The following is a 26760-nucleotide window of genomic DNA, read 5'->3' as shown; positions in this document are numbered from 1 at the left end:
AACAAAGGCATCATGAAACCGATTCAAGTTGGTCTATTAGGTATTGGCACAGTAGGTGGGGGTGTATTTACTGTTCTCGAGCGCAATCAAGATGAAATCACTCGCCGCGCTGGCCGCGGTATTCGGATTAATACTGTTGCTGATTTAAATGTAGATCGCGCTAAAGAATTGGTTAAAGATCGCGCTCAAGTAGTGAGTGATGCGCGCTCTGTCATCAGTAATCCTGAGATTGATGTAGTGGTTGAGCTGATTGGCGGCTATGGCATCGCTAAGGACCTGGTTCTTGAGGCCATTGCTGCGGGTAAGCATGTTGTTACTGCTAATAAGGCTTTGATTGCTGTTCATGGTAATGAGATTTTTAAAGCTGCGCATGACAAAGGTGTGATGGTTGCATTTGAGGCAGCGGTTGCTGGTGGTATTCCAATCATTAAGGCTTTACGTGAGGGCTTAACAGCCAACCGCATTGAATGGATTGCCGGAATTATTAATGGCACAACAAACTTCATCCTCTCGGAGATGCGCGATAAAGGTTTGGACTTTGCGACTGTTTTGAAGGAAGCGCAGCGTTTAGGTTACGCAGAAGCAGACCCTACCTTTGATATTGAAGGTGTCGATGCCGCTCATAAAGCAACCATCATGAGTGCAATTGCATTTGGTATCCCAATGCAGTTTGAAAAAGCCCATGTGGAAGGCATTACTAAGCTTGATGCGATTGATATTAAATATGCTGAGCAATTGGGCTACCGTATTAAGTTACTGGGCATTGCCAAAAAGACAACGACTGGTGTTGAGTTACGTGTGCACCCAACCTTAATTCCAACGAAGCGTTTAATTGCAAACGTGGAAGGCGCAATGAATGCGGTGCAGGTATTTGGTGATGCAGTGGGTACCACTCTTTACTATGGCAAGGGTGCAGGCTCGGAGCCTACAGCTTCCGCTGTGATTGCCGACCTAGTAGACATTACCCGCCTCTTAGGTGCTAGTCCTGAGAACCGCGTTCCGTATTTAGCCTTCCAGCCGGATGCTGTACGTGATATTACCGTCTTGCCGATGGGCGAGATTACAACGAGCTACTACTTGCGCTTGCGTGTAGCCGATCAGGCAGGTGTCTTGGCTGATATTACTAAGATCTTGGCGGCGCACAGTATTTCAATCGATGCGCTCTTACAAAAAGAAGCGGATGAGGGCGAGAGTCAAACTGACTTGGTTGCTTTGACCCATGAGACTAAAGAAAAGCATATGCTGGCTGCAATTGCTGAAATTCAAAATCTCAAGACTGTGGCTGGTGAAGTTGTCAAAATTCGTTTAGAAAATTTGTCTTAAGCTCAAGCCATGCGTTATCAATCGACTCGAGGCAATAGCCCACAACAATCTTTTCTAGAAATTCTGCTAGGTGGTTTAGCGCCAGATGGTGGTTTGTATTTACCGACGCAATATCCGCAAGTCACCAAAGCACAACTAGATTCTTGGCGTGGTTTGTCCTATGCAGATCTTGCGTTTGAGATTTTGAGTTTGTATTGCGACGACATTCCTGAGAATGATTTGCGCGCCTTATTGCGTAAAACCTATACCGAGCAAGTCTATTGCAATGGTCGTCCAGAAGATAATGCAAAAGACATTACACCGCTACACTGGTTGGGCGAAGAAAACGGGACGCGCATTGGTTTGTTGAGTCTTTCTAATGGCCCAACCTTAGCATTCAAAGATATGGCCATGCAGTTGCTTGGCAATCTTTTTGAATATGCCTTAAAGAAAAACGGGCAGAAACTCAATATCTTGGGCGCAACTTCTGGTGATACGGGTAGCGCAGCGGAATATGCCATGCGCGGCAAAGAGGGCGTGAAGGTATTTATGCTTTCACCACGCGGCAAGATGAGCGCTTTTCAATCGGCGCAAATGTACTCCTTGCAAGACCCCAATATTTTTAACCTAGCAGTAGCGGGTGTATTTGATGATTGTCAGGACATTGTCAAAGCTGTTAGCAATGATCATGCTTTTAAGGCCGGTAATCAAATTGGTACTGTAAATTCAATTAACTGGGGTCGCGTTGTTGCCCAGGTAGTGTATTACTTTCAAGGTTACTTATTAGCTAGCAAGTCTAGCGCTGAAAAAGTATCCTTCACCGTGCCATCAGGAAACTTTGGCAATATCTGCGCTGGTCACATAGCCCGCATGATGGGTTTGCCGATTGCGCATTTAGTTGTGGCAACCAATGAGAATGATGTGCTTGACGAGTTCTTCCGCACTGGCGTGTATCGTGCCCGTAAGTCTGCTGAAACACTGCATACCTCAAGTCCATCGATGGATATTTCTAAAGCTAGTAATTTTGAGCGTTTTGTTTTCGATCTCATGGGTCAGAATGGCCCAGCAACTGCGGAGATGTTTAAGCAAGTGGATACTGCTGGCGGCTTTGACATCTCTCAAGATGCTGTCTTTCAAGAGATTGATCAGTATGGTTTTCAGTCTGGTCGTAGTACCCATCAAAACCGTTTAGATACGATCCGTAATGTTTACGAGCAATATGGTGTCATGATTGATACGCATACAGCTGATGGTGTCAAAGTAGCGCGCGAGCATTTACAGGCAGGTGTGCCAATGATTGTTTTAGAGACTGCTTTGCCGATTAAGTTTGAAGAAACCATTGAAGTTGCCTTGGGTCGTCCGGCAGAATGCCCGTCAGCATTTAAAGACATTAAGTCTAAACCGCAGCGTGTTGAAAATATCGATGCCGATGTCACTCAAGTTAAAAACTTCATTACCTCTCATCTTAGCTAAGCAAATATCACTATGAATAAGCCTCCGATGTTGACCGCTCAGCAGGCTTTGGATCACTTGCTCTCACATGCGCAAGCAGTCAGTGAGAGTGAGAATGTCCCCATGCAGGCTTCTCTTGGTAGGGTGCTTGCGCAAAATGTGGATAGCTTGGTTGACGTTCCGCCGCTTGATAACACCTCAATGGATGGTTATGCCGTTCGTACTGCTGATGCCAAAGTTTCCGGAAGTGTCCTCAAAATTGCGCAGCGTATCCCGGCAGGATCAGTTGGTACAAGGCTTGAGCCAGGTACTGTCGCTCGAATTTTTACCGGGGCACCTGTTCCTCCTGAAGCAGATGCCGTGGTGATGCAAGAAGATTGTGTGATTGTGGATGGGGCAAGTGATCAGGTGCAAATTAATGCCACTCCTACACCAGGACAATGGATTCGTAGAAGAGGCGAGGATCTTTCTGCTGGAAAAGTAGCATTAACTGCAGGCACTTTTTTGCGCCCTCAAGAATTAGGTGTTGCTGCTTCTGCTGGCCTGACACATTTAAGCGTTAAACGTAGAGTAAAGGTAGCTGCATTTTTTACCGGTGATGAGTTATCACTCCCTGGAGAGCCTCTTAAGCCTGGTGGCATTTACAACTCGAATCGCGATACCTTATTAGCCTGCCTGCAATCTTTGGGTTGTGACGCCACCGATTTTGGGATTGTTCCGGACAATCTTGCGGCTACAAGGCAAACTTTGCGTAAAGCCAGTAAAGATCACGACCTCATTATTACTTCTGGTGGCGTATCCGTTGGTGAAGAGGATCACATCAAGCCTGCAGTAACCGCTGAGGGTAGATTAGACCTCTGGCAAATTGCGATTAAACCAGGCAAGCCTTTAGCCTTTGGGGCAGTCAGAAAATCGGATGAGGCAAAAGCTGGTGAGGCATGGTTTATTGGGTTGCCGGGCAATCCCGTCTCTAGCTTTGTCACTTTCTTATTATTTGTGCGCCCATTCATTCTCAAACTCCAGGGTAGAGTAGAAGAAAAAGTCCAGCCTTACCCCATGCGAGCTGACTTTGATTGGCTCAAAGCGGATCGACGCAATGAGTTCTTGCGAGTCAAGATTAATGCCAATGGTGGCCTAGATTTATTCCCCAATCAAAGCTCTGGTGTGCTGACTAGCGCATCGTGGGGTGATGGTTTAGTGGATTGTCCGCCCAATCAGCCAATTAAAGCCGGTGATCTGGTGAAGTACATCCCTTTTAATGCTTTGCTAGGCTAAAGTAAATCGGATTACGATTTAGCTATGAAACTTCAATTACGATTCTTTGCTTCATTGCGTGAGGGCCTTGGGCTCTCAGAAGAGGTCATTTCTGTTCCGGCTGAAGTCAAAACCATCTCTGACTTAAGAGCTTATTTAGTTGCTCGTGGCAATCCCTGGTCTGAAGTACTAGCAGAGGGTAAAGTCATTCGTTGTGCCTTGAATCAAGAAATGGTGAAAGAGACAACGCTTCTGCAGGACGGTGCTGAAGTGGCAATTTTTCCTCCTGTTACAGGCGGTTAAGATGCAGAATTCTTTCATTCGCATTCAAGAGGCTGACTTCGATTTAACGACTGAGGTTAAGGCGCTGCGTAAGGCTGATCCCCGCGTCGGAGCGGTAGTGACTTTTGTCGGTACTGTACGGGATATGAATGACGGTAGCGTAGTGAAAGGCATGACGCTAGAGCATTATCCCGGCATGACTGAAAAAGCCTTAGAAGAAATCATTTCACAAGCTAAGGATCGCTGGGATATTTATAAGACCCTCGTCATTCATCGAGTGGGGCCACTTCAGCCTGAAGATCAAATTGTTCTAGTCGCAGTGACGAGTGCTCACAGACGGGAGGCTTTCGCTGCCTGTGAATACATCATGGACTACCTGAAGACGGCAGCCCCATTCTGGAAAAAAGAAGACACGCCAGAAGGTGCAAGATGGGTAGATGCTCGTATAACTGACGATGCCGCAATGGCCCGTTGGAATAAGTAACTAGGGGCAAAGAACGATGCTAACCGATGAGAAGAAGGCTTTAATTGAGGATGAAGAGCGTTTTAGGCATGAGTTGAGGCAGAAGATAGAGGGTGATATTGCCACTACCGGGCAAGAAATCAAAGCCTCCGAGAAAAAGCTATTTGAAAAAATAAATACATTTCTCAATAGCTCAATTGGTTTGCTGTTGGTATCTTCGGTGGTGGTATCTGGTGGTGGCGCACTTTATCAGCAGATTGAACATGATTATGAGAGTCGCGAAAAAAGCAAAGAACAGTCTCTCACATTTAAATTCGAAATCGGTGATCGCATTAAAAATATGCAATTTCTCTTAAAGCGTGCCAAAACGGTAGGTGATGCCAAAGTAGCGATGGCAGGTATGTTTAAGAGCCAATTTCCCCTTAACTCTAGTTTAGATAACAAGAGTCTTTCTTCCTTGTACTTCAGTCTTTATCAATTAGCTGAGGGTACTGAGAAAGAGCGCAGCAAAGAAGCTATTCAAATCCTTGATGAGCTTGAGGAGCTTGAATATTCATTGCAAAGTAGAGTCAATACTGATGTTTTGAATGCCTCTGAAAAAGAACAAATCATCAAGTTAGTGTCTAGTATTGAAAGCATGCATTTAGGCGCGCGCTAGTTCGATATATCAAAAAATCCCAACTTTTCAGATCTCGCTAGCTTCTTGAGTTTGGCCTCCGCCTTAGAGGCCTCAGATCGATCCGGGTGCTCCTGTGTTGCCAAGAGGACAACTGGTCTACGCGCTCTTGTATAGCGTGCGCCTTCTCCAGAGTTATGGGCTGCCAGGCGGTGCTCGAGGCGGTTGGTAATGCCAGCATAGTAGCTGCCATCGGCGCACTCTAGAAGGTAAACAAGCCAAGTCAAAATGAGGGTAAATTCGCTTAAAAAAGGGTCTAAAACACTTGAAATTGCCTAAAATGCCCCTATATTCTATAGGTAGATATCAATAAAAATAGATGCAGTAGATAGGACTTAAAAATGAGAATAGATAAATTAACGACTAAGTTTCAAGAGGCCTTAAGCGAGGCGCAAAGCCTAGCTTTGGCTAAAGACAACCAATATATCGAGCCAGCCCACTTATTGCTGGCCATGCTGCGCGACTCGGATGGTGGCGCTAAGAGTTTATTAACGCGTGCCGGCGTCAATGTGCCTGGCTTAGAGAAAGCAACTGAGAAGCTGATTAGCAACCTTCCCGAAGTGCAGGGGACTGGTGGCGAAGTTCAGGTGAGTCGCGATCTGACTAATTGGCTGAACTTATGCGAGAAAGAGGCTAATAAGCGTAATGATCAATTCATCGCTGGCGAGTTGTTCTTGCTAGTGGTAGCTGATGATAAAGGTGAGCTTGGCAAAATTGCTCGTGAGAATGGTTTAAATCGTAAATCGTTAGAAGCGGCTATTGATTTAGTGCGCGGAGGAGAATCAGTGAATAGTGCAGATGCAGAAGGTCAACGTGAGGCCTTAAAAAAATACACCGTTGATTTAACTGAACGTGCGCGCATGGGTAAGCTCGATCCAGTGATTGGTCGTGATGACGAGATTCGTCGCACCATTCAGATCTTGCAGCGCCGCGGTAAGAATAACCCCGTACTCATTGGCGAACCAGGTGTGGGTAAGACCGCTATTGTTGAAGGCTTAGCGCAGCGTATTGTCAATGGCGAAGTACCTGAAACTTTAAAGAACAAACGAGTCTTGGTGCTGGATATGGCCTTGCTATTGGCTGGCGCTAAGTATCGTGGTGAATTCGAAGAGCGCCTGAAGGCTGTGCTTAGTGATGTAGCTAAGGATGAAGGTCAAACCATCATCTTTATTGACGAGATTCATACGATGGTGGGCGCTGGCAAGGGTGATGGCGCAATGGATGCTGGCAATATGCTCAAGCCTGCCTTGGCTCGTGGAGAATTACATTGCATCGGTGCTACAACCTTAGATGAATATCGTAAATATATTGAAAAAGATCCTGCCTTAGAGCGTCGTTTCCAAAAAGTGATGGTGGAAGAACCTAGTGTTGAAGCAACGATTGCCATTTTGCGTGGCTTGCAAGAGCGTTATGAGCTCCATCACGGTATTGAAATTACTGATCCAGCAATTGTGGCTGCGGCAGAGTTGTCGCATCGCTATATTACGGACCGTTTTTTACCAGATAAAGCAATTGATCTGATCGATGAAGCGGGTTCACGTATTCGGATGGAGATTGATTCCAAACCAGAGGTGATGGATAAACTTGAGCGTCGCCTCATTCAGTTGAAGATTGAGCGCGAGGCAGTTAAAAAGGAAAAGGACGAAGCCTCCCAAAAACGCTTAGGCCTTATCGAAGAAGAGATTAAGCGTCTTGGTGCTGAATATGCTGACTTAGAGGAAATTTGGAAGGCAGAGAAGGGTGCAGTTCTGGGTGCCGCCAATTTGAAGGAAGAGATTGAGAAGGTAAAAGCTGATATTGCTAAATTGCAACGTGATGGTAAGTTAGAGCAAGTTGCTGAGTTGCAATACGCCAAGCTCCCTGAATTAGAGGCTAAGCTTAAATCTGCTGCGGCTGCCGAAGCAAAGGGTGATAAAGATGGCGCGGTCAAAAACAAGCTCTTGCGTACCCAAGTGGGTGCAGAAGAGATCGCTGAAGTGGTCTCACGCGCTACAGGTATTCCAGTATCGAAGATGATGCAAGGTGAGCGCGATAAATTACTCAAGATGGAAGAACTTTTGCATAAGCGTGTGGTTGGTCAAGAAGAGGCTATTCGCGCAGTATCTGATGCTATCCGTCGTTCACGCGCTGGTCTTGCAGAAGAGAATCGTCCATATGGCTCATTCTTGTTCTTGGGGCCAACGGGTGTTGGTAAGACTGAGCTTTGTAAGGCTTTAGCTGGTTTCTTGTTTGATAGTGAAGATCATCTCATTCGTATTGATATGAGTGAGTTCATGGAAAAACATAGCGTTGCACGTTTGATTGGCGCCCCTCCAGGCTATGTTGGCTATGAAGAGGGTGGTTACTTAACAGAGCAGGTGCGTCGCCATCCTTACAGCGTGATTCTTTTTGATGAAATTGAAAAAGCGCATCCCGATGTCTTCAATGTGCTCTTGCAAGTATTGGACGATGGACGCCTAACGGATGGTCAAGGTCGAACCGTAGATTTTAAAAATACGGTGATTGTGATGACTAGCAATATTGGCTCGCATTTGATTCAATCCATGGCTGATAAGAAGCAATCTGAAATCAAGGATGCGGTATTTGAAGAGCTGAAGAATCACTTCCGCCCTGAGTTCTTAAATCGTATTGATGAGATTGTGGTCTTCCATGGCCTTGATAAAGGCAATATTGCGAACATCGCGAAGATCTTACTCAAGAACCTATCGGATCGCCTGGCGAAAGTGGATATGCAGCTAGAGGTAAGTGATGCTGCTCTCAGTAAGATTGCTGAAGTAGGATTTGACCCAATATTTGGGGCGAGACCACTCAAGCGTGCTATTCAGCAGCATATCGAGAATCCTGTATCGAAGATGATTTTGGAGGGTAAGTTTGGCCCGAAAGATACAGTGCCAGTTGATGTGGATAAAAAAGGCGAGTTCAGCTTTACAAAGTAATAATTCAATAGCAGAAATGATTCTGCGCCAGTAAACTCGGTACATGACTGATGCGCTCCAAAGTAGGCGCGCCAGTGATGTCCGGGTTATTGGTCTTCTTAGTCTGGCTCACGGCAGCTCCCATTTCTTTCATTTAATCCTGCCGCCCATGTTCCCATGGCTTAAGGCGGAGTTTGGCTTTAACTATGCTGAATTGGGATTGCTCATGACCATATTTTTTGTGGTTTCATGCACTATCCAAGCAGCCTCTGGATTTTTGGTTGATCGCATTGGTGCGCGACCAGTCCTATTTGTTGGTGTTGGTTTATTGGCTCTAGCAGCCATCACTTATTCCCAAAGTAATGGTTATGCTCTATTGGTCTTAGGTGCCGTAATTGCTGGTTGTGGAAACGGGATATTTCATCCGGTTGATTACACTTTAATTAATCATAAAATTTCGCCTCCGAATTTGCCTTACGCATATTCCATTCATGGTGTTGCCGGCTATATTGGTTGGGCTGCGGCTCCGGCATTCATGGTGGCAATTGCCACCATAGCGGATTGGCGTATTGCCTTTTTATCTGCAGGTATTGTTGAGGCGCTCATCCTGCTTACCTTATGGCTGGGGAGAGCGCGCCTGATTGATGATGTAGCAGCTAGGCAGGAAGAATCTAAAGCCACTCATGCTCAAGAAAATCCTGGTGGCGCTCCTATGAGTACCTTTGGTTTCTTGAGATTGCCGGTGGTTTGGTTGTGCTGGATTTTCTTTTTCTTTAGCATGGCAGCCACCACGGGTTTGCAATCATTTGCACCAACAGCGCTCTTTGAAATCTATGATCTTGCAGTGAGCTCTGGAAACTATTACTTAACATTGATGTCGATGGGCGGTGCGGGCGGTATGTTGCTTGGTGGTTATCTTGCTAGTAAGCTGAAAGTTCCTGAGCGCATTATCACGATCTGTTTCACCGTCAACATTGTGATGGGCTTGTTATTAGCAACAGGGTGGGTGCCAATCAATTTCATCATTCTTGCTTTCGTAGTGATTGGTTTGGGCTTAGGTATTGCCGCTCCTTCACGCGATTTAATGATTCGTACTGCAACCCCATCTGGAAGCTCAGGCAGGGTCTATGGCATTGTGTATTCAGGAATTGATCTGGGCGCTGCTTTGAGTCCACTGATTTTCGGAATCTTCTTGGATATTGGTCTGCCTAAATTCTTATTTATCGGCGTAGCCTTCCTGCAATTGATGATTATTTTGACTGGACTTAAGGTCTCTACGATTGCGTCCCGTAGAACCATTTAGGTTTTTACTCAATATTCCACCATGTGGAATGTCATTACCATACGTAAAAATAAGCCCATCTATTCGTTATGGAATCAATGCCACTGCGTGAATTAGTATCCCGCATTGTAAAAAACTAATATTAAATCATTGATTTTATTGATTAATTTATTTTAAAAATATCCTGTATTTCTACTTGCATCAGATCTCCCGATCTATAAACTCTTATATAAGACATAAGACTTAAATGTCTCAATATTCGTAGTTTTGAATTACTTGTTTAACTTAGGGAGAAAAACATGGCAGATCGCAAAGCAGAAATCGCAGCACTACAAAAGGACTGGGATACCAATCCACGTTGGAAGGGCATTACCCGTGGCTATACAGCCGAGGATGTTGTACGTCTACGTGGCTCACTCAAAATTGAGCACACATTAGCTAAGCATGGCGCAGAGCGTCTGTGGGACTTGGTGAATAACGAAGCCTACGTTAACTGCTTAGGTGCGTTAACTGGTGGTCAGGCAATGCAGCAAGTGAAGGCTGGCGTACAAGCAATTTACTTATCTGGCTGGCAAGTAGCTGCCGATGGCAACTCTTACGCAGCAATGTACCCAGATCAATCTTTGTATCCAGTAGATTCAGTGCCAAAAATGGTTGAGCGTATCAATAACTCATTCCAGCGCGCTGATGAAATTCAAACTGCTAAGGGTATTAACAAGGGTGATGCAGGCTATATCGAGTATTTCGCTCCAATCGTTGCGGATGCTGAGGCTGGTTTCGGAGGTGTATTGAATGCATTTGAATTAAGTAAAGCATTGATCAAGCAAGGTGCAGCTGGTGTTCACTTTGAAGATCAGTTGTCTTCTGTGAAGAAGTGCGGTCACTTGGGTGGCAAAGTATTGTTGCCTACCACTGAATCAGTGCAAAAATTAATCTCTGCTCGTTTGGCGGCTGACGTAATGGGTGTTCCAACTATCATCTTGGCTCGTACTGATGCAGAGGCTGCCGATTTGTTGACATCTGACTATGATGAAAACGATAAGCCATTCTTGACTGGTGAGCGTACTTCAGAAGGCTTCTACAAAACACGTAAGGGCTTGGATCAAGCAATCTCACGTGGTCTTGCTTATGCAGCTTATGCTGATATGGTTTGGTGTGAAACAGGTACACCTGATTTAGATTTTGCGCGTCAGTTTGCTGAAGCAATTCGTGCAAAGTTCCCAGGCAAGATGTTGGCTTATAACTGCTCACCATCATTTAACTGGAAGAAGAACTTGGACGATGCAACGATTGCGAAGTTCCAGCGTGAATTAGGTGCAATGGGTTACAAGTATCAGTTCATTACTTTGGCTGGTATTCACTCGATGTGGTACAACATGTTTGACTTGGCACAAGACTACATGCAGCGCGGTATGACTGCTTACATCGAGAAAGTACAAGAGCCAGAATTTGCTGCACGTGATCGTGGTTACACATTCGTATCCCATCAGCAAGAAGTTGGTACAGGTTACTTTGATGATGTAACTACTGTGATTCAGGGTGGCAAGTCTTCAGTAACAGCGTTGACTGGATCTACTGAAGAAGAGCAGTTCCACTAAGAAATCCCTAAGTAGTATGTAGCAAGCAGTAGCACACCAATACTGCCACGGCACCTAAATAACCCCACAAGGGTGACTTAGGTGCCGTTTTCGTTTACATTCTTGCTATGACTGATTGCGTATTGTGTAAAGATGAGCTTAAGCCCAATGAGGGGCAACTAGTTTGGCGCGGAGACGACTGTCGCATCATTCTGGTAAATGATCCCGATTTGCCAGGTTTTTGTAGGGTGATTTGGAATCGCCATATTGCTGAGATGACCGATCTCACTCCCGGTGAGCGTGAGCATCTGATGGCTTTAGTTTTTGCTGTTGAAGAGGCGATCCGTAAGGTGATGAATCCCGACAAGGTAAATATTGCGGCGCTGGGAAATATGGTTCCGCATATTCATTGGCATGTGATTCCAAGATATAAAGACGATGCTTACTTTCCGGGATCTGCTTGGTCAGTAAAGACAAGGGAGACGCCCCAAAGTCAATTAGAGAATCGCCAGAAACTTGCTCGAGAGATGCCCGAAGCAATCAGAGCAGCAATTGCATTGCTAGCGTAATGCAACTTCATTCAACATAGATTGAAACAGAGCTCAAGGGTAAATCCTTGAGCTCAATTCTAAAATTGCTTTATTGCAATTTATCGCAGCTTACTGGTTTGATCTGATCAGGCTTTTCTTGCCCGAGATAGATGCCAATAATTTTCACTGGACCTTGCCCGGCTGGTTTGCCATAGTGACACCAATTCATTGCTTCAACGTAGGAGCTACCTGCGGGGATTACTTTTTTCCCTTTAGAGCCATAGTCTACCTCGAGCTCGCCAGATACTACATATACATAAAGTGGGACAAGATGTTGATGGGTATCTGTTTTTTTCCCAGGAGCAATCTCGATATTGAAAGCATTGATGAGAGGTGATCCAGATGGAAATTTAAATTCTTGACCAATAATCGTTTTGTTGGCACCAACCATAGGGATTACAGTTGCAGTAATATCTTCGTAGGGTGTTTTACCATCTGTATGATTGATGGCATTTACATGGCTTGCTAAAAGTGCCAGGCCCCAAACAGCAATCATTTTGTTTATAGATAGCATTGATTTCAATGTGCTCATGAAGCCTTCCTTTTATTTAAAGTGGAGAGCTTATTATGATTGAAGAGAATTTAAACCACAAGAGATCACCGTGATCGGCCTTAACTTTAGTTATGAAGGGATTTGTACAATGAGCAAGACCTCTATTGGTTGCCACTTAGACTCATGAATACCTCTACTGTTGAACGACCCAATGCTGTTATTGCTGGAATTTCAGGGTTTGGTACTTACGTGCCAAAAACGCGAATTTCTGCAGAGGAGTTAGCGCGTGATGCCAATATCCCCCTGGAAAAATTAACCGAAGGCATTGGTTTTACGCACGTTCATAAAGCAAGCGATGATGAGCATCCATTCACAATGGGATTGGAGGCTGCAAAAGAAGCTCTATCGGATGCAGGGCTAGCGGGTGAGGAAATCGATTTAGTGATTTTTGTATCTGCGGGTGATTATGATTATCGATTTTGGTGCCCATCAAGCGCAGTAGTTCGTGAGATTGGATGTCACCATGCTTATGCATTTGAAGTGAGAAATGGTTGCGCTGGCGGGAATTTGGCCTGCAATGTGGCTATGGGCTTGATGGAAAGAGATCCATCTATTAAGCATGCTTTAGTCATCTGCGCTGATACACTCACGCGCGTTGTTTCCCCAAAAATCCCAGAATGTCGACCTATCCTTTATTTTGGTGATGGCGCCGCTGCTGTTGTGCTAACCAGAAATCATCCACGTTATCAATTCTTGAGTTTTGCCGAACACACAGATGGAGATTTGGGTGATCTATTGAGAGTTGAGGCTGGTGGTACGCGCATGCCTATTAAGCCGGGCTTTAATGAATGGGATAAGACTTTCTCTCGTGTAGATGAGCTTGCGTTTGCAACGCTGGTAAATCAAATTTACCTAAAAGAGTATCTTGGAGTGATGAATAAGGCACTCGATAGATCTGGAATTGTGGCTTCACAAATTGAGTATGTATTAATGAACCAGATTAAAAACTCATTGCGTATCCATATCATGAATGGCATGGGAATACCCGAGGATCACACCTATATCAGCATGGGAGAGTTCGGTCATATCGGGCCTGCAGATTGCTTATTCACTATGGCAAAGGCTCATCGTGAGGATTTATTGCCCGAAGGTAAGCTCGCTATCTTAGCTGCTAGCGGACTGGGATTTTCTTGGTCGGCTAGTGTTATTCGGTGCTAATTGACATATCACTTCATTATCAATATGAGATATTTTTCTTGAATGCTCATAAGGCTCAACGTCTCTAAATATGGAAAAATCTTCGGGTGAATAAAGAAACCAAGGGGATGCTTATTGGCTTTGTTGGGATACTGATTTTTAGCCTCACCTTGCCGGTCACGAAAATTGTTCTGGGTAGCTTTAATCCCTACTTCATTGCTTTTGGAAGAGCATTTTTAGCAGGCTTATTCGCTTTAGTCTATCTCTTATATACAAAAGCGCCGCTTCCCGCTCAGTCTGACCTAGTGAAGTTGGCAGTCATTGCATTGGGGGTGATATTTGGCTTTCCTATTTTGACTACGATTGCGATGGAAGAGGGCTCATCAGCCCACGGTGCTGTGATTTTAGGCATGATGCCTTTGGCAACCACTGTGATCGGAGTTATTCGTTTTAGGGAGCGCCCATCCTTGGGGTTTTGGTTGGTTTCCGTTCTGGGCGCAGGGTTGGTCGTGGTTTATGCGCTGCTCAAAAACTCTGGTAGTTTCACCTATATTGATGGTCTCTTGGTATTGGGCGGCATTTGTGCCTGTGTTGGCTATGTTGAAGGAGGTGAGCTGTCGCGCAAGATGAGTCCACCACAAGTGATTTCTTGGGCCTTGCTTATTTCCTTGCCGGTAAATTTGGTAGCAACTTACTTCTCATTTAGCTCTGTTTATTGGAGTGCCGACCCTTTTATTTGGACGAGCTTTATTTATCTCGGCTTATTTCCGATGTATCTCGGTTTTTTCTTTTGGTATGGCGGCCTTGCCATTGGCGGCATTGCCAGGGTAAGTCAAGTACAGCTGATCCAACCTTTTTGTACGCTAATTGCAGCCAGTCTAATCCTGGGGGATAGGCTGACCTTAATGAATATGGTTTTTGCTTTTCTGGTGGTATCAACGGTAGTGTTGAGTAAAAAAATGCTTGTGAAGCGCCATTGATCGGCATCGATGGTTAATTCAATCTCTTTAATGCCTCAAGATATTTTTCAGGGCTCAATGGTTGGCCTTCTCTTTGTGCTTCCCACATCACTTGACCAAGGCATTCCATCATAGCGTGTTGTGCTTCGTGCTCAGAGCCTAGTTTTTGAGTGAGCTTCTCTGCGACTGCTTTAATACCAGGCGGTTGATCAATGGAGATTTGCTCGCTGATCGACAGGTGCATAGACAGATGCAAGAAGGGATTGGTTTCCCCTCTTTCGGGTGTGTAGTCTTGCGATACTGCGCCCTCTGGGTCCGCGAGAGTAGAGTGATATTCGGGATGTAGCACCATCCAATCACTTGCTAATGTTTCCATTGGCGTCAGAATCTGATTCTCTGTTTTCTTCTTCCAGGTATCGCAGAAAAAACGACGCACTTCTTCGCGAGTGGGGTTAAATATCGCCACGGACTTTTCCTTTGCCTGTTTTTTGCTTGAATTCACACAAGGGTTCAACAATACATTGCTCGCAATCTGGCTTGCGGGCTTTACATGTGTATCGGCCATGCAAGATAAGCCAGTGGTGTGCGTCTTGTAAGTATTCTTTGGGTACCCGCTTTAAAAGCTGCTCCTCAACTTTGACTACATCCTTACCCGGCGCTAAGCCTGTGCGATTGGATACGCGAAAGATATGCGTATCTACCGCCATAGTGGGATGTCCAAACGCAGTATTGAGAATAACGTTCGCCGTTTTTCTCCCGACGCCAGGAAGCGCCTCAAGTGCCTCTCGGGTTTGGGGTACCTCGCCGCCATGTTGATCTAGCAGCATTCGGCAGGTTTCTTGAATATGCTTGCCTTTGGAGTTAAATAAACCAATATGCTGAATATATGGTCTGACACCTTCCTCGCCAAGATCTAATAGAGCTTGTGGAGTATTGGCTACTTTATAGAGCTCGCGAGTACCTTTGTTTACCGAGACATCAGTTGCCTGTGCAGATAGCAGTACGGCGATGAGCAATTCAAAAGGGGAGCTGTACTCCAACTCCGTTTCAGGGTGGGGATTATTAGCCTTGAGCTGCTCAAAAAAAGCTTGGCGCTTTTCTAAATTCATCATTTCTTTTCTTGAGCCCTGGCAATAGCAGCCGCGATGATGGCGCGCTTTCTCTCCTGCTCTTTTTTTGCTTCTTCAGAATCCGTTGCTTCTGCATTGACAGCAGCTAACTTCATGGCAGCCTTCTTTGCAAGACGTTCATCGTTATCACGTTGCTCGCGATCGAGCCTAAGTTCTCGTGCATGATACCGAGCGCGTGCAATGTCTGCCTGTTCTGGCGACCACGCATCCCAACCGGTATTCTCATTGGTGACATATATCATCGTGATGCAGTCAACAGGGCAAGGGGGGATGCATAAATCGCAGCCCGTACACCATTCACTTAATACAACATGCATTTGTTTTGATGCCCCCACAATGGCATCCACCGGGCAAGCCTGAATACACAGAGTGCAGCCAATACAAGCCTTTGGATCAATGAAGGCAACTGGCCTAGGCCGCTCACTGCCACACTCTGGGTCAATGCTAGGGTGTAGCTCAAAGGCATCTTGTGGGTAAATTGGGGTGAGTAGTTGGCCCAATCTTTTAATGCCCTCTATACCTCCAGGAGGGCAGCGATTTGGTAATACTTCGCCGGTTGCCAAGGCTTGTGCATAAGCTCTGCAATCGGGGTAGCCACATTTAGTGCACTGGGTTTGAGGAAGGATATCCTCGAGACGATCCGCTAGATTTTTCGTCGAATTCATATTCATGACAAATGAGTAAGCAAAAACTAAAAGCGCGACCCGAAAGTCGCGCCTTTAATTTAGGCAGATTTTTTACTTGCCAGCTTTGGTGGCTTAGCCCTTGCTCTCTTAGGGGTGGCTTGGTGTTCGCGGATAAACGATTTGATCTTCGGATATACCTTTTCACGCCAACGACGACCAGAGAAAATACCATAGTGACCTGCACCAGCAACCTCATAATGATCTTTATTGGCCTTAGGAATGCCAGCACACAGCGCATGCGCTGAGCGCGTTTGACCGCTGCCAGAGATGTCATCTAACTCACCCTCGACTGTAAGCAGGGCAGTCTTTTGAATATCCTGTGGCTTGACTAGCTCCCCGGATACTTCCCAAGTGCCATTGGGTAATGCGTAGTCTTGGAACACAGTCTTAATCGTATCGAGGTAAAACTTGGCATCCATATCTAAGACGGCGTTGTATTCATCATAGAAACGAATATGGGACTCAGCATCTTGTTCGTCACCGCGCACTAAGTTCTGGAAGTAGTCCCAATGTGATTGCAGGTGGTTTTGGGGATTCATGGCGATAAAGCCAGTGTGTTGCAAGAATCCTGGATAAACCTTACGACCTGCGCCTGGATAATTTTGCGGTACTTTGTAAATCACATGGCTTTCAAACCACTCATACGACTTTTGGTCAGCCAAGCTATTGACTGCTGTAGGTGATTTACGGGCATCAATTGGACCGCCCATCATGATCATTGATGCCGGTGTTTTTTCGCCAGCAGAAGCCATTAAAGAAATAGCGCCCAGTGTTGGTACTGTAGGTTGGCAAACAGAAATGACATGCAAATTATCGGCGCCGATATGGCGAATGAAATCTTGCACATAATGAACATAATCATCCAAACCAAAGTCACCATCTTCAGCAGGCACAATGCGCGCATCAATCCAGTCAGTGATATATACCTTGTGATCTTGCAAGAGCGTGCGAACAGTATCGCGCAAGAGCGTTGAATGATGGCCTGATAGTGGCGCAACTACTAAGACCACAGGATCTTCTTTTAATTTTTTAATGACATCAAGGTCATCAGAAAATCGTTTAAAGCGAATCAAATTGCAAAATGGCTTTGTCACCACTGTGCGCTCATGAATAGCCACTTCTTTGCCATGAGCCTGGACCGAGCGAATACCAAATTCAGGTTTTTTGTAATTTTTGCCTAAGCGGTAGAGGAGTTCGTAGCTAGCAGCTAAACGATCAGATCCTGGAATCTTCGAGGCTGGATTTGAGGCATTGATAAATGCCTCTGAAGCTGCTCTGGCCCATGAGCTTACTGGTTGAAGTAATGCTTTTTGAAATTCATGTAACTGATATAGCATGTTGCCTCCTGATAATTCAGTGTAACCGCTTGTTACGCTAAAACGCGGGCGATTGCTGTAGCCACCTTATCAATATTCTTGGTATTGAGAGCAGCCACACAAATACGGCCAGTAGAGAGGGCATAAATGCCATCTTCTTTTTGTAAACGCTCTACTTGCTCAGCAGTCAGGCCTGAGTAAGAGAACATGCCGCGTTGTGCTTCGATAAAAGCAAAATCTTGCTTTACACCAGCAGCAGCGAGTTTTTCAACTAAGCCATGGCGCATTGCTTTAATGCGGTCGCGCATTTGGGCTAATTCATCTTCCCAGAGTTGACGCAGTTCTGGTGAATTGAGCACAGCAGCAGCAATAGCCGCACCATGGGTCGGTGGATTTGAGTAGTTAGTACGAATCACGCGCTTTAATTGTGACAACACGCGAGTAGATTCATCTTTGCTCTGTGTGATGATCGATAGTGCGCCAACACGCTCACCATAGAGTGAGAATGATTTAGAAAAAGAGCTCGACACAAAGAATGACATGCCAGAGTCAGCAAATAAACGCACAGCTACACCATCTTGCTCAATGCCAGCAGCAAAGCCTTGATAGGCCATGTCTAAGAAGGGGATGAGTTCCTTTGTCTTGCAGATCTCAATTACCTGACGCCATTGTGCTTCGGTGATGTCGGCGCCTGTTGGGTTATGGCAGCAAGCATGCAAGAGAACTGTAGTGTGCTTTGGAAAGGACTCTAAGGATTTCACCATGCCATCAAAATCAACGCCGCGAGTCTTGCCGTCGAAGTAGGTGTACTCCAGCACTTCAAAGCCAGCTGCCTCAAAAATACCGCGGTGATTTTCCCAGGTAGGGTTGCTGATTGCGCATGGCGCATTTAAGTTCAAGCGCTTAATGAAGTCAGCACCCACGCGCAAGGCCCCAGTACCACCCAAGCATTCTGCAGTAACTACACGACCATCTTTAATGAGCGCAGAGTCAGCACCAAATAGAAGATTTTGCACTGCACTGTTATAGGGATTAGGACCCTCAATTGGGATGTAGCTGCGTGGGGATTGCTTGGCAACAATTGCCTCCTCCGCTTTGATAACTGCTTTTAAAAGGGGGACTTTTCCTTCATCGGTGTAATAAACACCTACCCCGAGATTCACTTTATCGGCACGTTGGTCTGCGACGTAGGCTTCGGTAAGGCCAAAAATAGGATCTTTAGGGGCTAGCTTGACTGAATTAAAGAGGTTCATTGGATGTTTAGAAGGGGCGGAAGTGGAGTGAAAAAAGGTTATTGGGTCTGTATTTAGCGTTAAATTTCGTTTAATTTGCTTTAAATGGCTTTTTTCAGGCTGTTACGAGCTATTTCCAAATAAAAACGGCAAAATCATTGTTTGTACAAAATTCGCTGTGAACTAAAGCTCACAGGTGAAATGATAGCTGAGATGCCCCCTAAGTTGCCTAAAACCTCACCAAATTCTCCGATTGCCCAGGATCTAAAAAGCCCGGTCGCTGATCCATTGGGTGAGGCGGGCCATGATCTGGACCCTTCCAGGTTTGTTTCCTTTCCAGACTCACCATTTCAGCTCTATCAGCCCTTTCCACCAGCAGGAGACCAGCCGGCTGCAATTGATGCCTTGGTGGCTGGAATCGAGGATGGACTGACTTTTCAGACGCTCTTGGGGGTTACTGGCTCAGGTAAGACCTTCACTATGGCCAATGTCATTGCGAGAACGGGTCGTCCGGCCATTATTTTTGCCCCTAACAAGACTCTAGCCGCTCAGCTGTACAGCGAATTTAGGGAATTTTTCCCCAAAAATGCGGTGGAGTATTTCGTCAGCTACTACGACTACTACCAGCCAGAGGCTTATGTTCCGCAGCGGGATCTGTTTATCGAAAAAGACTCCTCCATTAATGAGCATATTGAGCAGATGCGTCTGTCTGCTACCAAGAGTTTGTTGGAGCGACGTGATGTCATCATCGTTGCAACAGTGTCCGCAATTTACGGTATTGGTAACCCTGGGGACTATCACAGCATGGTGATGACCTTGCGCCCTGGTGACAAGATGAGTCAACGCGATATCTTGATGCGTTTAATTGCCATGCAATATGACCGCAATGAAACGGATTTCAAGCGCGGTGTTTTCCGAGTGCGTGGCGATACGATTGATATTTTCCCAGCTGAGCATAATGAGCTAGCAGTGCGAGTGGAGTTATTTGATGATGTGATTGAAAGTTTGCAATTCTTCGATCCACTCACTGGAAGAATTCGGCAAAAGATTCCGCGCTTTACGGTTTATCCAAGTTCACACTATGTAACACCACGCGATACGGTATTAAAAGCAATTGAAACCATCAAAGCAGAATTGCGCATTCGCTTAGATGAGTTTGTGAAAGACGGAAAACTAGTAGAGGCGCAACGCTTAGAACAGCGGACTCGCTTTGACCTGGAGATGCTCAATGAATTGGGTTTTTGCAAAGGTATTGAGAACTACTCACGCCATCTCTCTGGTGCCATGCCTGGCGAGGCTCCGCCGACACTAGTAGATTATTTACCCAACGACGCATTGATGTTTTTAGATGAGAGTCACGTTCTGATTGGTCAACTGAACGCAATGTACAACGGCGATAAATCCCGTAAACATACTCTAGTGGAGTTTGGTTTTCGTTTGCCTTCTGCAATGGACAACAGACCACTCAAGTTCACAGAGTTTGAAAACAAGATGCGGCAAACCATTTTTGTTTCTGCAACCCCAGCTGATTATGAGAATACGCATACAGGGCAGGTAGTGGAGCAGGTAGCGCGACCAACAGGATTAGTTGATCCAGAAATTGAAGTCTTGCCGGCAAGCTCACAAGTGGACGATTTGCTTAGCCAAATTTATGAGCGCGTCAAAGTGGGCGAGCGCGTGTTGGTCACAGTCTTAACCAAACGGATGGCAGAGCAACTCACTGATTATTTATCCGATAACGGGGTAAAGGTGCGTTATGTGCACTCTGATATTGATACCGTTGAACGCGTTGAAATTCTTCGCGATCTTCGACTCGGTGTATTCGATGTTTTGGTGGGTATTAATTTATTACGTGAAGGCTTAGATATCCCAGAGGTCTCACTTGTGGCGATTTTGGATGCTGATAAAGAAGGCTTTTTGCGTTCTGAACGCAGCCTAATACAGACTATTGGTAGGGCAGCTCGTAATGTGCGTGGCAAGGCAATTTTGTATGCCGATCGAATCACAGACTCGATGAAGCGGGCGATGGGTGAAACAGAGCGCCGTCGAACCAAGCAAATTGCGTTTAATAAAGCCAACGGCATTGAGCCTCGTGGTGTCCAAAAACGGATTAAAGACATTATTGATGGTGTCTATGACGTTAAAGAGAAGCGTTCTGAGATGCAGGTAGAGCAGGAGCGTGCGCGGTACGAGGATATGAGTGAGAAGCAATTGGCTGCTGAAATTAAGCTTTTGGAAAAGCAAATGAACTCTGAGGCCAAGAATTTAGAGTTTGAGAAGGCGGCAGCAACCCGAGACCGCCTCACCAAGGTTAAGGAAATGGCCTTTGGGGCACGCTCACGGGATGCGATTTAAGGGAAAATAGCGCTTTTGGAGTTGGCAAACACCTAATCCCTTGGATTTTTGGGATAATTCCCGAGCGGAATAGTTGGGTATATGGTAAAGTTGAGTGGAATGGTCGGGTATTACCCGCCCGACTGTTAGCTGTCCATAACAATCCATTACCAAGGTGACATATGAGACTTACAACCAAAGGTCGTTTTGCAGTAACTGCCATGATTGATTTAGCCCTACGTGAAACGCATGGGCCAGTAACTTTGGCTGGAATTAGCCAAAGACAAAAGATTTCCCTTTCCTATCTCGAGCAACTGTTCGGAAAATTACGCCGCTTTAATATCGTTGAGAGTACTCGCGGTCCTGGTGGCGGTTACACCTTAGCGCGTAAGTCTGATGAAATCAGCGTAGCGGACATCATCGTGGCGGTTGACGAGCCAATAGATGCTACCCAGTGTGGTGGTAAGGGAAATTGTCATGCTGATGAAGAGAATCATGGCCGCTGTATGACGCATGACCTTTGGACTAATTTGAATTCTAAGATGGTGGAGTACCTCAGCTCTGTCTCGCTGCGTGACCTCGTACAACAGCAAGAGGGCCGGGGTGTTGTATTGCATGATTTACGCCCTAAAAAGCTAAAGCCTGATGTCATCAAAACAGATAAAACTGCAGAAGTGGTTGCCGCCAAAAAAGAAGTTGCAGCTAAACGTCCGTTAGTCAATTCCGTTTTTAATCTGGCACAGCAGAATTAATTCAGCCCAATAACCAACACTCATATTTGATAAGTTAATCATGAACGCACCACAAGATATCCCTCAACAAGCGGTTCCAATGTTTAGTCCAAAACACTTTCCGGTGTACATGGATTATTCAGCAACTACGCCGATTGATCCCCGTGTTGTTGACAAAATGCTGCCTTACTTACGCGAGCAGTTTGGTAATGCTGCATCTCGCAGTCATGCCTACGGTTGGGCGGCTGAAGAGGCTGTTGAGTGGGCGCGTTCTGAGGTTGCTCAATTAGTGCACGCTGATCCCAGGGAGATTGTTTTCACTAGTGGCGCCACTGAGAGTATTAACTTGGCACTTAAAGGTGCTGCGCATTTCTATAAAGAGCGTGGCAACCACATCATTACCGTCAAAACTGAGCACAAAGCAACTTTAGATACTTGCCGTGAGCTAGAGCGTGAAGGCTTTGAGGTAACGTATTTAGACGTGCTACCCAATGGCTTGATTGATTTTGCTCAGTTAGAAGCTGCAATGAAGCCTGGGACTATTTTGGCTTCAGTGATGTATGTGAATAACGAAATTGGTGTTGTGCAAGATATTCCCCGCATTGGTGAGCTATGCCGTTCACGTGGCGTTATTTTTCATGTGGATGCAGCACAGGCAACCGGTAAGGTTGAGATCAACTTAGAAAAAGAAAAAGTAGATCTGATGAGTTTTTCTGCGCACAAGACTTATGGCCCCAAAGGTATTGGCGCTTTGTTTGTGCGTCGTAAGCCACGTATTCGTATTGAGGCACAAATTCATGGTGGCGGTCATGAGCGCGGCATGCGATCTGGCACTCTAGCCGTGCATCAAATTGTAGGTATGGGTGAAGCTTTCCGCATTGCTCGCCTGGAGATGGCTGAGAGTAATAAGCGAATTCGTGCACTACGAGATCGTTTGTTAAATGGTTTGAAAGATGTTGAAGAGGTTTATGTCAACGGGGATATGGAGCATCGCGTCCCTCATAACCTGAATATCAGCTTTAACTATGTCGAAGGCGAGTCCATGCTGATGGCTTTAAAAGATTTGGCTATTTCTTCTGGATCTGCCTGCACTTCAGCATCTTTGGAGCCTTCCTACGTATTGCGCGCTTTAGGTCGCAACGACGAGTTGGCGCATAGCTCTATCCGATTTACTTTGGGTCGCTTTACGACTGAAGAAGAAGTAGATTTCACGATTAAGTTGGTGAAAGAGAAGATTGCTAAATTGCGTGAGCTTTCACCGTTATGGGAAATGTTTAAAGATGGTGTTGATCTAAGCACTATCCAGTGGGCTGCACATTAATTAATTGATAAATATTTAAGCAACATTACAGAAATGACGAGGAAATACCATGGCATATAGCGATAAAGTAATCGACCATTATGAAAACCCCCGCAACGTTGGCTCTTTTGAGAAGGGTGATGATCAAGTTGGGACTGGTATGGTCGGCGCCCCAGCGTGTGGCGACGTGATGAAATTACAAATCCGCGTAAATGATCAAGGCGTTATTGAAGATGCTAAGTTCAAGACATATGGTTGCGGTTCTGCGATTGCCTCATCGTCTTTAGTAACCGAGTGGGTTAAAGGCAAAACTCTAGATCAAGCATTAGAGATTAAAAATTCTTTAATTGCAGAAGAGTTGGCTTTGCCTCCTGTGAAGATTCACTGCTCAATCTTGGCCGAGGATGCTATCAAGGCGGCAGTTGCTGACTATAAAGAAAAGCATCCCGCTAAATAAGTATCGGCAGTTTTTTAAAGAATAAGACAGGTTTTTTATGGCAATTACCTTAACTGATAAAGCAGCAAAGCACGTGCAGCGCAATTTGGATAAGCGTGGCAAAGGATGTGGCTTGCGCTTGGGCGTCAGAACGACAGGTTGTTCTGGACTGGCTTATCAGCTTGAATATGTAGATGAGGCTGCACCAGAAGATACGATGTTTGAATCGAATGGCATTAAAGTTTTTGTGGATCCGAAAAGTCTGGCCTACCTAGATGGCACTGAGCTAGATTTTGTGCGTGAAGGTTTAAACGAGGGCTTTAAGTTCCAAAACCCTAACGTTAAAGATGAGTGTGGTTGTGGCGAATCCTTCCGCGTCTAACAATTACTTTGATTTCTTTGGTCTTCAGCAGCAATTCGATTTGGATTTGTCTGCCTTAGATCAGGCTTATTTAGCCATTCAAAAGGAAGTGCATCCCGATCGTCATGCGCGCGGGAGTGATTCTGAGCAAAGAATTGCTATGCAAATGGCAACCTATGCGAATGCCGCTTTTCAGACTCTGAAGAATCCGATTCAGCGCGGCCTTTATATCTGCCAGCTTCATGGGGTGGATGCCAATCTAGAGACCAATACCGCTATGCCAGCAGCTTTTCTAATGAAGCAAATGGAGTGGCGCGAGAGTCTTGAAGAGCAGGAAGACGATTTAATGGCTTTGGAAGCCCTATCTGAGGAAGTTGAAGGATCCAAGGCGGAAACGATCATTGAGCTTACTCAAGCAATTGATGGAGCTAAAAATTATGAGCGTGCTGCAGAGTTACTCAGGGGCTTATTGTTTGTTGATAAGTTTGCGCAAGAACTCGATGATGCTATTGCTAGCTTGGTATAGCTTTACACTCAACCCCATATGGCACTCTTACAAATCTCCGAACCTGGCAAATCGCAAGCTCCCCATCAACGCCGAATAGCTGTTGGTATCGATCTAGGCACTACTAATTCATTGGTAGCTATTGTGCGCGATGCTTTGCCTAAAGTGCTTGCAGATTCTCGGGGCCAAGAATTACTTCCCTCGGTAGTGCGCTATTTACCAAACGGTAGGACTCAAGCAGGTTTTGAGGCAATTGAGAGCATTGTTTCTGACCCTAAGAATACGATCGTCTCGGTCAAGCGCTTCATGGGGCGCGGCATTATTGATGTGGAGCATATTGAAAATACTCCTTATGATTTTGTCGATGAGCCTGGCATGCTCAAAATTCGTACAGTAGCTGGTGATAAGAGCCCTATTGAAGTGTCTGCAGAAATTTTGGCGCGTCTACGCCAACTGGCTGAAGACTCAGTAAATGACGATATTGTGGGTGCAGTGATTACTGTGCCGGCGTACTTTGATGATGCGCAACGTCAGGCCACTAAAGATGCTGCCAAGCTCGCCGGAATTGAAGTGCTGCGTTTACTGAATGAACCAACCGCTGCAGCGATTGCCTATGGTTTAGATAATGCCTCAGAGGGCATCTATGCAGTCTATGACTTGGGTGGAGGCACCTTCGATATTTCTATTCTGCGAATGAGTAGAGGGGTATTTGAGGTTCTCTCTACGGGCGGGGATTCTGCTCTAGGGGGTGACGATTTTGATCATCGACTCTACTGCTGGGTGATTGAGCAGGCAAAATTGCCACCACTATCTATTGGTGATCATCGCAAGCTATTGCTCGCCTGCAAACATGCCAAGGAACAGTTAAGTCACAATCCTCTGGCTCGCGTTCATGAGACTTTGTCGGATGGTACTGTGGTTAATGTCGGTGTTAGCCAAGCTCAGTTTTTTGAAATCACCCAGAATCTGATTAACAAAACCCTTTTGGCGGTGAAGAAGGCTTTGCGTGATGCAGGCCTCAAAGCGGATGAGGTGAAGGGCGTTGTTATGGTTGGTGGGGCAACGCGGATGCCTCATGTCCAGCGTGCTGTTGGTGAGCTCTTTGGGACTAAACCTTTAAATAATTTAAATCCTGACCAAGTAGTTGCTTTAGGCGCTGCCATGCAGGCCGACTTGCTAGCGGGCAATCAAAGTAAAGATGATGAGTGGCTCTTGCTCGATGTGATTCCACTATCTTTAGGCATTGAAACCATGGGTGGATTAGTGGAGAAAATTATTCCACGCAATACGCCCATTCCGGTCGCGCGTGCACAGGACTTCACAACATTTAAAGATGGTCAAACAGCATTAGCAATTCAGGTGGTTCAGGGTGAGCGTGAGTTAGCGCAGGATTGTCGATCCTTGGGCAAGTTTGAGTTGCGTGGCATTCCACCAATGGCAGCGGGAGCAGCCCGAATTCGGGTGACATTTCAGGTCGATGCGGATGGTTTGCTTTCTGTGAGTGCAATGGAGCAGGGATCAGGTGTACAGGCCTCGATTGATATCAAACCCTCCTATGGCTTAACTGATGCTGAGATTACACGCATGTTGCAAGACGGGTTTGCTTCTGCCAAGATTGATCTGTTATCTAGATCCTTGCGTGAAGAGCAAGTCAATGCACAGCGTTTATTAGATGCCGTTCAAACTGCCCTAGACTCCGATCGTCAATTATTAAATGCGCAAGAGCAAGCAGTGGTGGATCAAGAAATGGCAACCTTGAGAAAAATATTAGAAGAAGAGTCTGATAGTGCTGTATTGAGAAAGGCAGTAGATCATGCAGCCAAAGCCACAGATGATTTTGCACAGAAGAGAATGAACTCCAGTATTCAGAAGGCATTAGCCGGTAAGAATGTTGCGGAAATTTAATTAAAGAAAATAACCCAGATGACTCAGATTGTTGTATTACCCCATAGTGAATATTGCCCAGAGGGCGCAGTTGTCGAAGTGACTCCTGGCACTTCAATTTGTGAGGCTTTATTGGAAAACGACATCCCGATTGAGCATGCCTGCGATATGGTCTGTGCTTGCACCACTTGTCATGTCATCGTGAAAGAGGGTTATCAGAGCCTCAATCCCCCTGATGAAAATGAAGAGGATTTGCTAGATCGTGCATGGGGTCTGAGTCCTCAATCGCGGCTATCCTGCCAAGCAATTGTGGCTCGTGAGGACTTGGTAATCGAGATACCGAAGTACTCCATTAATCACGCAAAAGAGAATCACTAGTTAGGGAATTGGTTTGCTTGCGAGG

27 protein-coding genes are annotated in these 26760 nt (G+C 45.7%); 20 read left to right on the top strand and 7 right to left on the bottom strand.

Translation table 11 applies throughout. The features are described 5' to 3' along the window. Positions 1–12 precede the first annotated feature (12 nt). Genes FD974_RS06665 through FD974_RS06640 form a run of 6 tightly spaced genes read left to right on the top strand, consistent with a single transcriptional unit; the run spans position 13 to position 5411 of the window. The gene (locus tag FD974_RS06665; protein ID WP_215363642.1) at positions 13–1323 is read left to right on the top strand and encodes a homoserine dehydrogenase; all 1311 of its coding nucleotides are present in this window, start codon (positions 13–15) and stop codon (positions 1321–1323) included. 9 nt (positions 1324–1332) lie between these two features. Then, on the top strand, positions 1333–2775 hold the full coding sequence (thrC, locus tag FD974_RS06660) for a threonine synthase (RefSeq protein ID WP_215363640.1): 1443 nt from the start codon (positions 1333–1335) through the stop codon (positions 2773–2775). 27 nt (positions 2776–2802) lie between these two features. Next, the gene (gene glp / locus FD974_RS06655; protein WP_215366742.1) at positions 2803–4029 is read left to right on the top strand and encodes a gephyrin-like molybdotransferase Glp; all 1227 of its coding nucleotides are present in this window, start codon (positions 2803–2805) and stop codon (positions 4027–4029) included. 24 nt (positions 4030–4053) lie between these two features. Further along, positions 4054–4311, top strand: coding sequence for a molybdopterin converting factor subunit 1 (moaD, locus tag FD974_RS06650; RefSeq protein ID WP_215363638.1), 258 nt, complete (start codon positions 4054–4056; stop codon positions 4309–4311). 1 nt (position 4312) lies between these two features. Further along, entirely contained in the window at positions 4313–4774 is a 462-nt protein-coding gene (gene moaE / locus FD974_RS06645; RefSeq protein WP_215363636.1) for a molybdopterin synthase catalytic subunit MoaE, read from the top strand. A 16-nt stretch (positions 4775–4790) separates the two neighbouring features. Next, positions 4791–5411, top strand: coding sequence for a hypothetical protein (locus FD974_RS06640; RefSeq protein WP_215363634.1), 621 nt, complete (start codon positions 4791–4793; stop codon positions 5409–5411). Here FD974_RS06640 and FD974_RS06635 read toward each other — a convergent pair. Next, positions 5408–5656, bottom strand: a complete 249-nt coding sequence (locus tag FD974_RS06635) for a GIY-YIG nuclease family protein (RefSeq protein WP_215363632.1) — start codon at positions 5654–5656, stop codon at positions 5408–5410. The two genes, FD974_RS06640 and FD974_RS06635, sit on opposite strands and share 4 nt — an antisense overlap. Before the next feature lie 114 nt (positions 5657–5770). Here FD974_RS06635 and clpB point away from each other — a divergent pair, with 114 nt between their 5' ends. The 4 genes from clpB (at position 5771) to FD974_RS06615 (ending at position 11772) form a co-directional block, all read left to right on the top strand. Further along, positions 5771–8365, top strand: a complete 2595-nt coding sequence (gene clpB / locus FD974_RS06630; protein ID WP_215363630.1) for an ATP-dependent chaperone ClpB — start codon at positions 5771–5773, stop codon at positions 8363–8365. A 43-nt stretch (positions 8366–8408) separates the two neighbouring features. Then, on the top strand, positions 8409–9647 hold the full coding sequence (locus FD974_RS06625) for an MFS transporter (RefSeq protein ID WP_215363628.1): 1239 nt from the start codon (positions 8409–8411) through the stop codon (positions 9645–9647). 278 nt (positions 9648–9925) lie between these two features. Next, positions 9926–11224 carry an isocitrate lyase gene (gene aceA / locus FD974_RS06620; RefSeq protein ID WP_215363626.1) on the top strand — a complete coding sequence of 433 codons (1299 nt, stop codon included), beginning with the start codon at positions 9926–9928 and terminating at the stop codon, positions 11222–11224. A 107-nt stretch (positions 11225–11331) separates the two neighbouring features. Next, on the top strand, positions 11332–11772 hold the full coding sequence (locus FD974_RS06615; protein WP_215363624.1) for an HIT family protein: 441 nt from the start codon (positions 11332–11334) through the stop codon (positions 11770–11772). Between the two features lie 70 nt (positions 11773–11842). Here the strand turns inward: FD974_RS06615 and FD974_RS06610 are convergent, their stop codons facing one another. Next, on the bottom strand, positions 11843–12325 hold the full coding sequence (locus FD974_RS06610) for a cupin domain-containing protein (protein WP_215363622.1): 483 nt from the start codon (positions 12323–12325) through the stop codon (positions 11843–11845). A gap of 144 nt (positions 12326–12469) precedes the next feature. Between FD974_RS06610 and FD974_RS06605 the strand changes: the two genes are divergently transcribed. Further along, positions 12470–13504, top strand: a complete 1035-nt coding sequence (locus FD974_RS06605) for a 3-oxoacyl-[acyl-carrier-protein] synthase III C-terminal domain-containing protein (protein WP_215363620.1) — start codon at positions 12470–12472, stop codon at positions 13502–13504. Positions 13505–13590: 86 nt separating this feature from the next. Then, positions 13591–14463: a DMT family transporter gene (locus FD974_RS06600; RefSeq protein ID WP_215363618.1), complete on the top strand. Its 873-nt coding sequence runs from the start codon at positions 13591–13593 to the stop codon at positions 14461–14463. Between the two features lie 13 nt (positions 14464–14476). On the opposite strand, the gene FD974_RS06595 is transcribed toward FD974_RS06600, so the two are convergent. Genes FD974_RS06595 through FD974_RS06575 form a run of 5 tightly spaced genes read right to left on the bottom strand, consistent with a single transcriptional unit; the run spans position 14477 to position 18827 of the window. Continuing rightward, positions 14477–14908, bottom strand: coding sequence for a DUF1841 family protein (locus FD974_RS06595; protein ID WP_251374559.1), 432 nt, complete (start codon positions 14906–14908; stop codon positions 14477–14479). Continuing rightward, positions 14895–15551, bottom strand: coding sequence for an endonuclease III (gene nth / locus FD974_RS06590; protein WP_215366739.1), 657 nt, complete (start codon positions 15549–15551; stop codon positions 14895–14897). Before nth ends, FD974_RS06595 begins: the two co-directional genes overlap by 14 nt. Beyond that, on the bottom strand, positions 15551–16237 hold the full coding sequence (gene rsxB, locus FD974_RS06585) for an electron transport complex subunit RsxB (protein ID WP_251374689.1): 687 nt from the start codon (positions 16235–16237) through the stop codon (positions 15551–15553). Before rsxB ends, nth begins: the two co-directional genes overlap by 1 nt. A gap of 59 nt (positions 16238–16296) precedes the next feature. Next, on the bottom strand, positions 16297–17595 hold the full coding sequence (locus FD974_RS06580; protein WP_215363612.1) for a polyhydroxyalkanoate depolymerase: 1299 nt from the start codon (positions 17593–17595) through the stop codon (positions 16297–16299). 32 nt (positions 17596–17627) lie between these two features. Continuing rightward, entirely contained in the window at positions 17628–18827 is a 1200-nt protein-coding gene (locus tag FD974_RS06575) for an amino acid aminotransferase (protein WP_215363610.1), read from the bottom strand. Positions 18828–19007: 180 nt separating this feature from the next. Between FD974_RS06575 and uvrB the strand changes: the two genes are divergently transcribed. The 8 genes from uvrB to fdx all read left to right on the top strand — a co-directional run bounded on the left by uvrB (position 19008) and on the right by fdx (position 26735). Then, a complete protein-coding gene (uvrB, locus tag FD974_RS06570) occupies positions 19008–21161 on the top strand; it encodes an excinuclease ABC subunit UvrB (protein ID WP_251374688.1) in 2154 nt (717 codons plus the stop codon). A 161-nt stretch (positions 21162–21322) separates the two neighbouring features. After that, positions 21323–21892: a Fe-S cluster assembly transcription factor gene (locus tag FD974_RS06565; RefSeq protein WP_215363608.1), complete on the top strand. Its 570-nt coding sequence runs from the start codon at positions 21323–21325 to the stop codon at positions 21890–21892. A 40-nt stretch (positions 21893–21932) separates the two neighbouring features. Next, positions 21933–23192, top strand: coding sequence for an IscS subfamily cysteine desulfurase (locus tag FD974_RS06560; protein WP_371817106.1), 1260 nt, complete (start codon positions 21933–21935; stop codon positions 23190–23192). Positions 23193–23241: 49 nt separating this feature from the next. After that, positions 23242–23628 carry a Fe-S cluster assembly scaffold IscU gene (gene iscU, locus FD974_RS06555; RefSeq protein WP_215333536.1) on the top strand — a complete coding sequence of 129 codons (387 nt, stop codon included), beginning with the start codon at positions 23242–23244 and terminating at the stop codon, positions 23626–23628. A gap of 37 nt (positions 23629–23665) precedes the next feature. Beyond that, complete coding sequence (iscA, locus tag FD974_RS06550; protein WP_076022896.1) at positions 23666–23989, top strand: iron-sulfur cluster assembly protein IscA; 324 nt, start codon at positions 23666–23668, stop codon at positions 23987–23989. Continuing rightward, positions 23967–24494, top strand: a complete 528-nt coding sequence (gene hscB / locus FD974_RS06545; protein WP_251374558.1) for a Fe-S protein assembly co-chaperone HscB — start codon at positions 23967–23969, stop codon at positions 24492–24494. Before iscA ends, hscB begins: the two co-directional genes overlap by 23 nt. 18 nt (positions 24495–24512) lie before the next feature. Further along, positions 24513–26378: a Fe-S protein assembly chaperone HscA gene (hscA, locus tag FD974_RS06540; protein ID WP_215363601.1), complete on the top strand. Its 1866-nt coding sequence runs from the start codon at positions 24513–24515 to the stop codon at positions 26376–26378. 18 nt (positions 26379–26396) lie between these two features. Then, complete coding sequence (fdx, locus tag FD974_RS06535) at positions 26397–26735, top strand: ISC system 2Fe-2S type ferredoxin (protein WP_215363599.1); 339 nt, start codon at positions 26397–26399, stop codon at positions 26733–26735. Positions 26736–26760 lie beyond the last annotated feature (25 nt).

The organism is Polynucleobacter sp. es-EL-1 (assembly GCF_018687975.1).
Lineage (GTDB): Bacteria > Pseudomonadota > Gammaproteobacteria > Burkholderiales > Burkholderiaceae > Polynucleobacter.
The sequence above is the reverse complement of the archived record's forward strand: the minus strand, read 5'-3'. Positions and strand labels throughout refer to the sequence as shown.

Bases quoted from the DNA above. Each gene is read 5' to 3' on its own strand.
- nth (WP_215366739.1), bottom strand. From the start codon at position 15,551: ATGAATTTAGAAAAGCGCCAAGCTTTTTTTGAGCAGCTCAAGGCTAAT.
- clpB (WP_215363630.1), top strand. From the start codon at position 5,771: ATGAGAATAGATAAATTAACGACTAAGTTTCAAGAGGCCTTAAGCGAG.
- moaD (WP_215363638.1), top strand. From the start codon at position 4,054: ATGAAACTTCAATTACGATTCTTTGCTTCATTGCGTGAGGGCCTTGGG.
- FD974_RS06560 (WP_371817106.1), top strand. From the start codon at position 21,933: ATGAACGCACCACAAGATATCCCTCAACAAGCGGTTCCAATGTTTAGT.
- FD974_RS06615 (WP_215363624.1), top strand. From the start codon at position 11,332: ATGACTGATTGCGTATTGTGTAAAGATGAGCTTAAGCCCAATGAGGGG.
- hscA (WP_215363601.1), top strand. From the start codon at position 24,513: ATGGCACTCTTACAAATCTCCGAACCTGGCAAATCGCAAGCTCCCCAT.
- glp (WP_215366742.1), top strand. From the start codon at position 2,803: ATGTTGACCGCTCAGCAGGCTTTGGATCACTTGCTCTCACATGCGCAA.
- FD974_RS06565 (WP_215363608.1), top strand. From the start codon at position 21,323: ATGAGACTTACAACCAAAGGTCGTTTTGCAGTAACTGCCATGATTGAT.
- aceA (WP_215363626.1), top strand. From the start codon at position 9,926: ATGGCAGATCGCAAAGCAGAAATCGCAGCACTACAAAAGGACTGGGAT.
- FD974_RS06610 (WP_215363622.1), bottom strand. From the start codon at position 12,325: ATGAGCACATTGAAATCAATGCTATCTATAAACAAAATGATTGCTGTT.
- FD974_RS06665 (WP_215363642.1), top strand. From the start codon at position 13: ATGAAACCGATTCAAGTTGGTCTATTAGGTATTGGCACAGTAGGTGGG.
- FD974_RS06625 (WP_215363628.1), top strand. From the start codon at position 8,409: ATGACTGATGCGCTCCAAAGTAGGCGCGCCAGTGATGTCCGGGTTATT.
- rsxB (WP_251374689.1), bottom strand. From the start codon at position 16,237: ATGAATTCGACGAAAAATCTAGCGGATCGTCTCGAGGATATCCTTCCT.
- thrC (WP_215363640.1), top strand. From the start codon at position 1,333: ATGCGTTATCAATCGACTCGAGGCAATAGCCCACAACAATCTTTTCTA.
- iscA (WP_076022896.1), top strand. From the start codon at position 23,666: ATGGCAATTACCTTAACTGATAAAGCAGCAAAGCACGTGCAGCGCAAT.
- fdx (WP_215363599.1), top strand. From the start codon at position 26,397: ATGACTCAGATTGTTGTATTACCCCATAGTGAATATTGCCCAGAGGGC.
- FD974_RS06605 (WP_215363620.1), top strand. From the start codon at position 12,470: ATGAATACCTCTACTGTTGAACGACCCAATGCTGTTATTGCTGGAATT.
- FD974_RS06640 (WP_215363634.1), top strand. From the start codon at position 4,791: ATGCTAACCGATGAGAAGAAGGCTTTAATTGAGGATGAAGAGCGTTTT.
- moaE (WP_215363636.1), top strand. From the start codon at position 4,313: ATGCAGAATTCTTTCATTCGCATTCAAGAGGCTGACTTCGATTTAACG.
- iscU (WP_215333536.1), top strand. From the start codon at position 23,242: ATGGCATATAGCGATAAAGTAATCGACCATTATGAAAACCCCCGCAAC.
- FD974_RS06575 (WP_215363610.1), bottom strand. From the start codon at position 18,827: ATGAACCTCTTTAATTCAGTCAAGCTAGCCCCTAAAGATCCTATTTTT.
- uvrB (WP_251374688.1), top strand. From the start codon at position 19,008: ATGATAGCTGAGATGCCCCCTAAGTTGCCTAAAACCTCACCAAATTCT.
- FD974_RS06580 (WP_215363612.1), bottom strand. From the start codon at position 17,595: ATGCTATATCAGTTACATGAATTTCAAAAAGCATTACTTCAACCAGTA.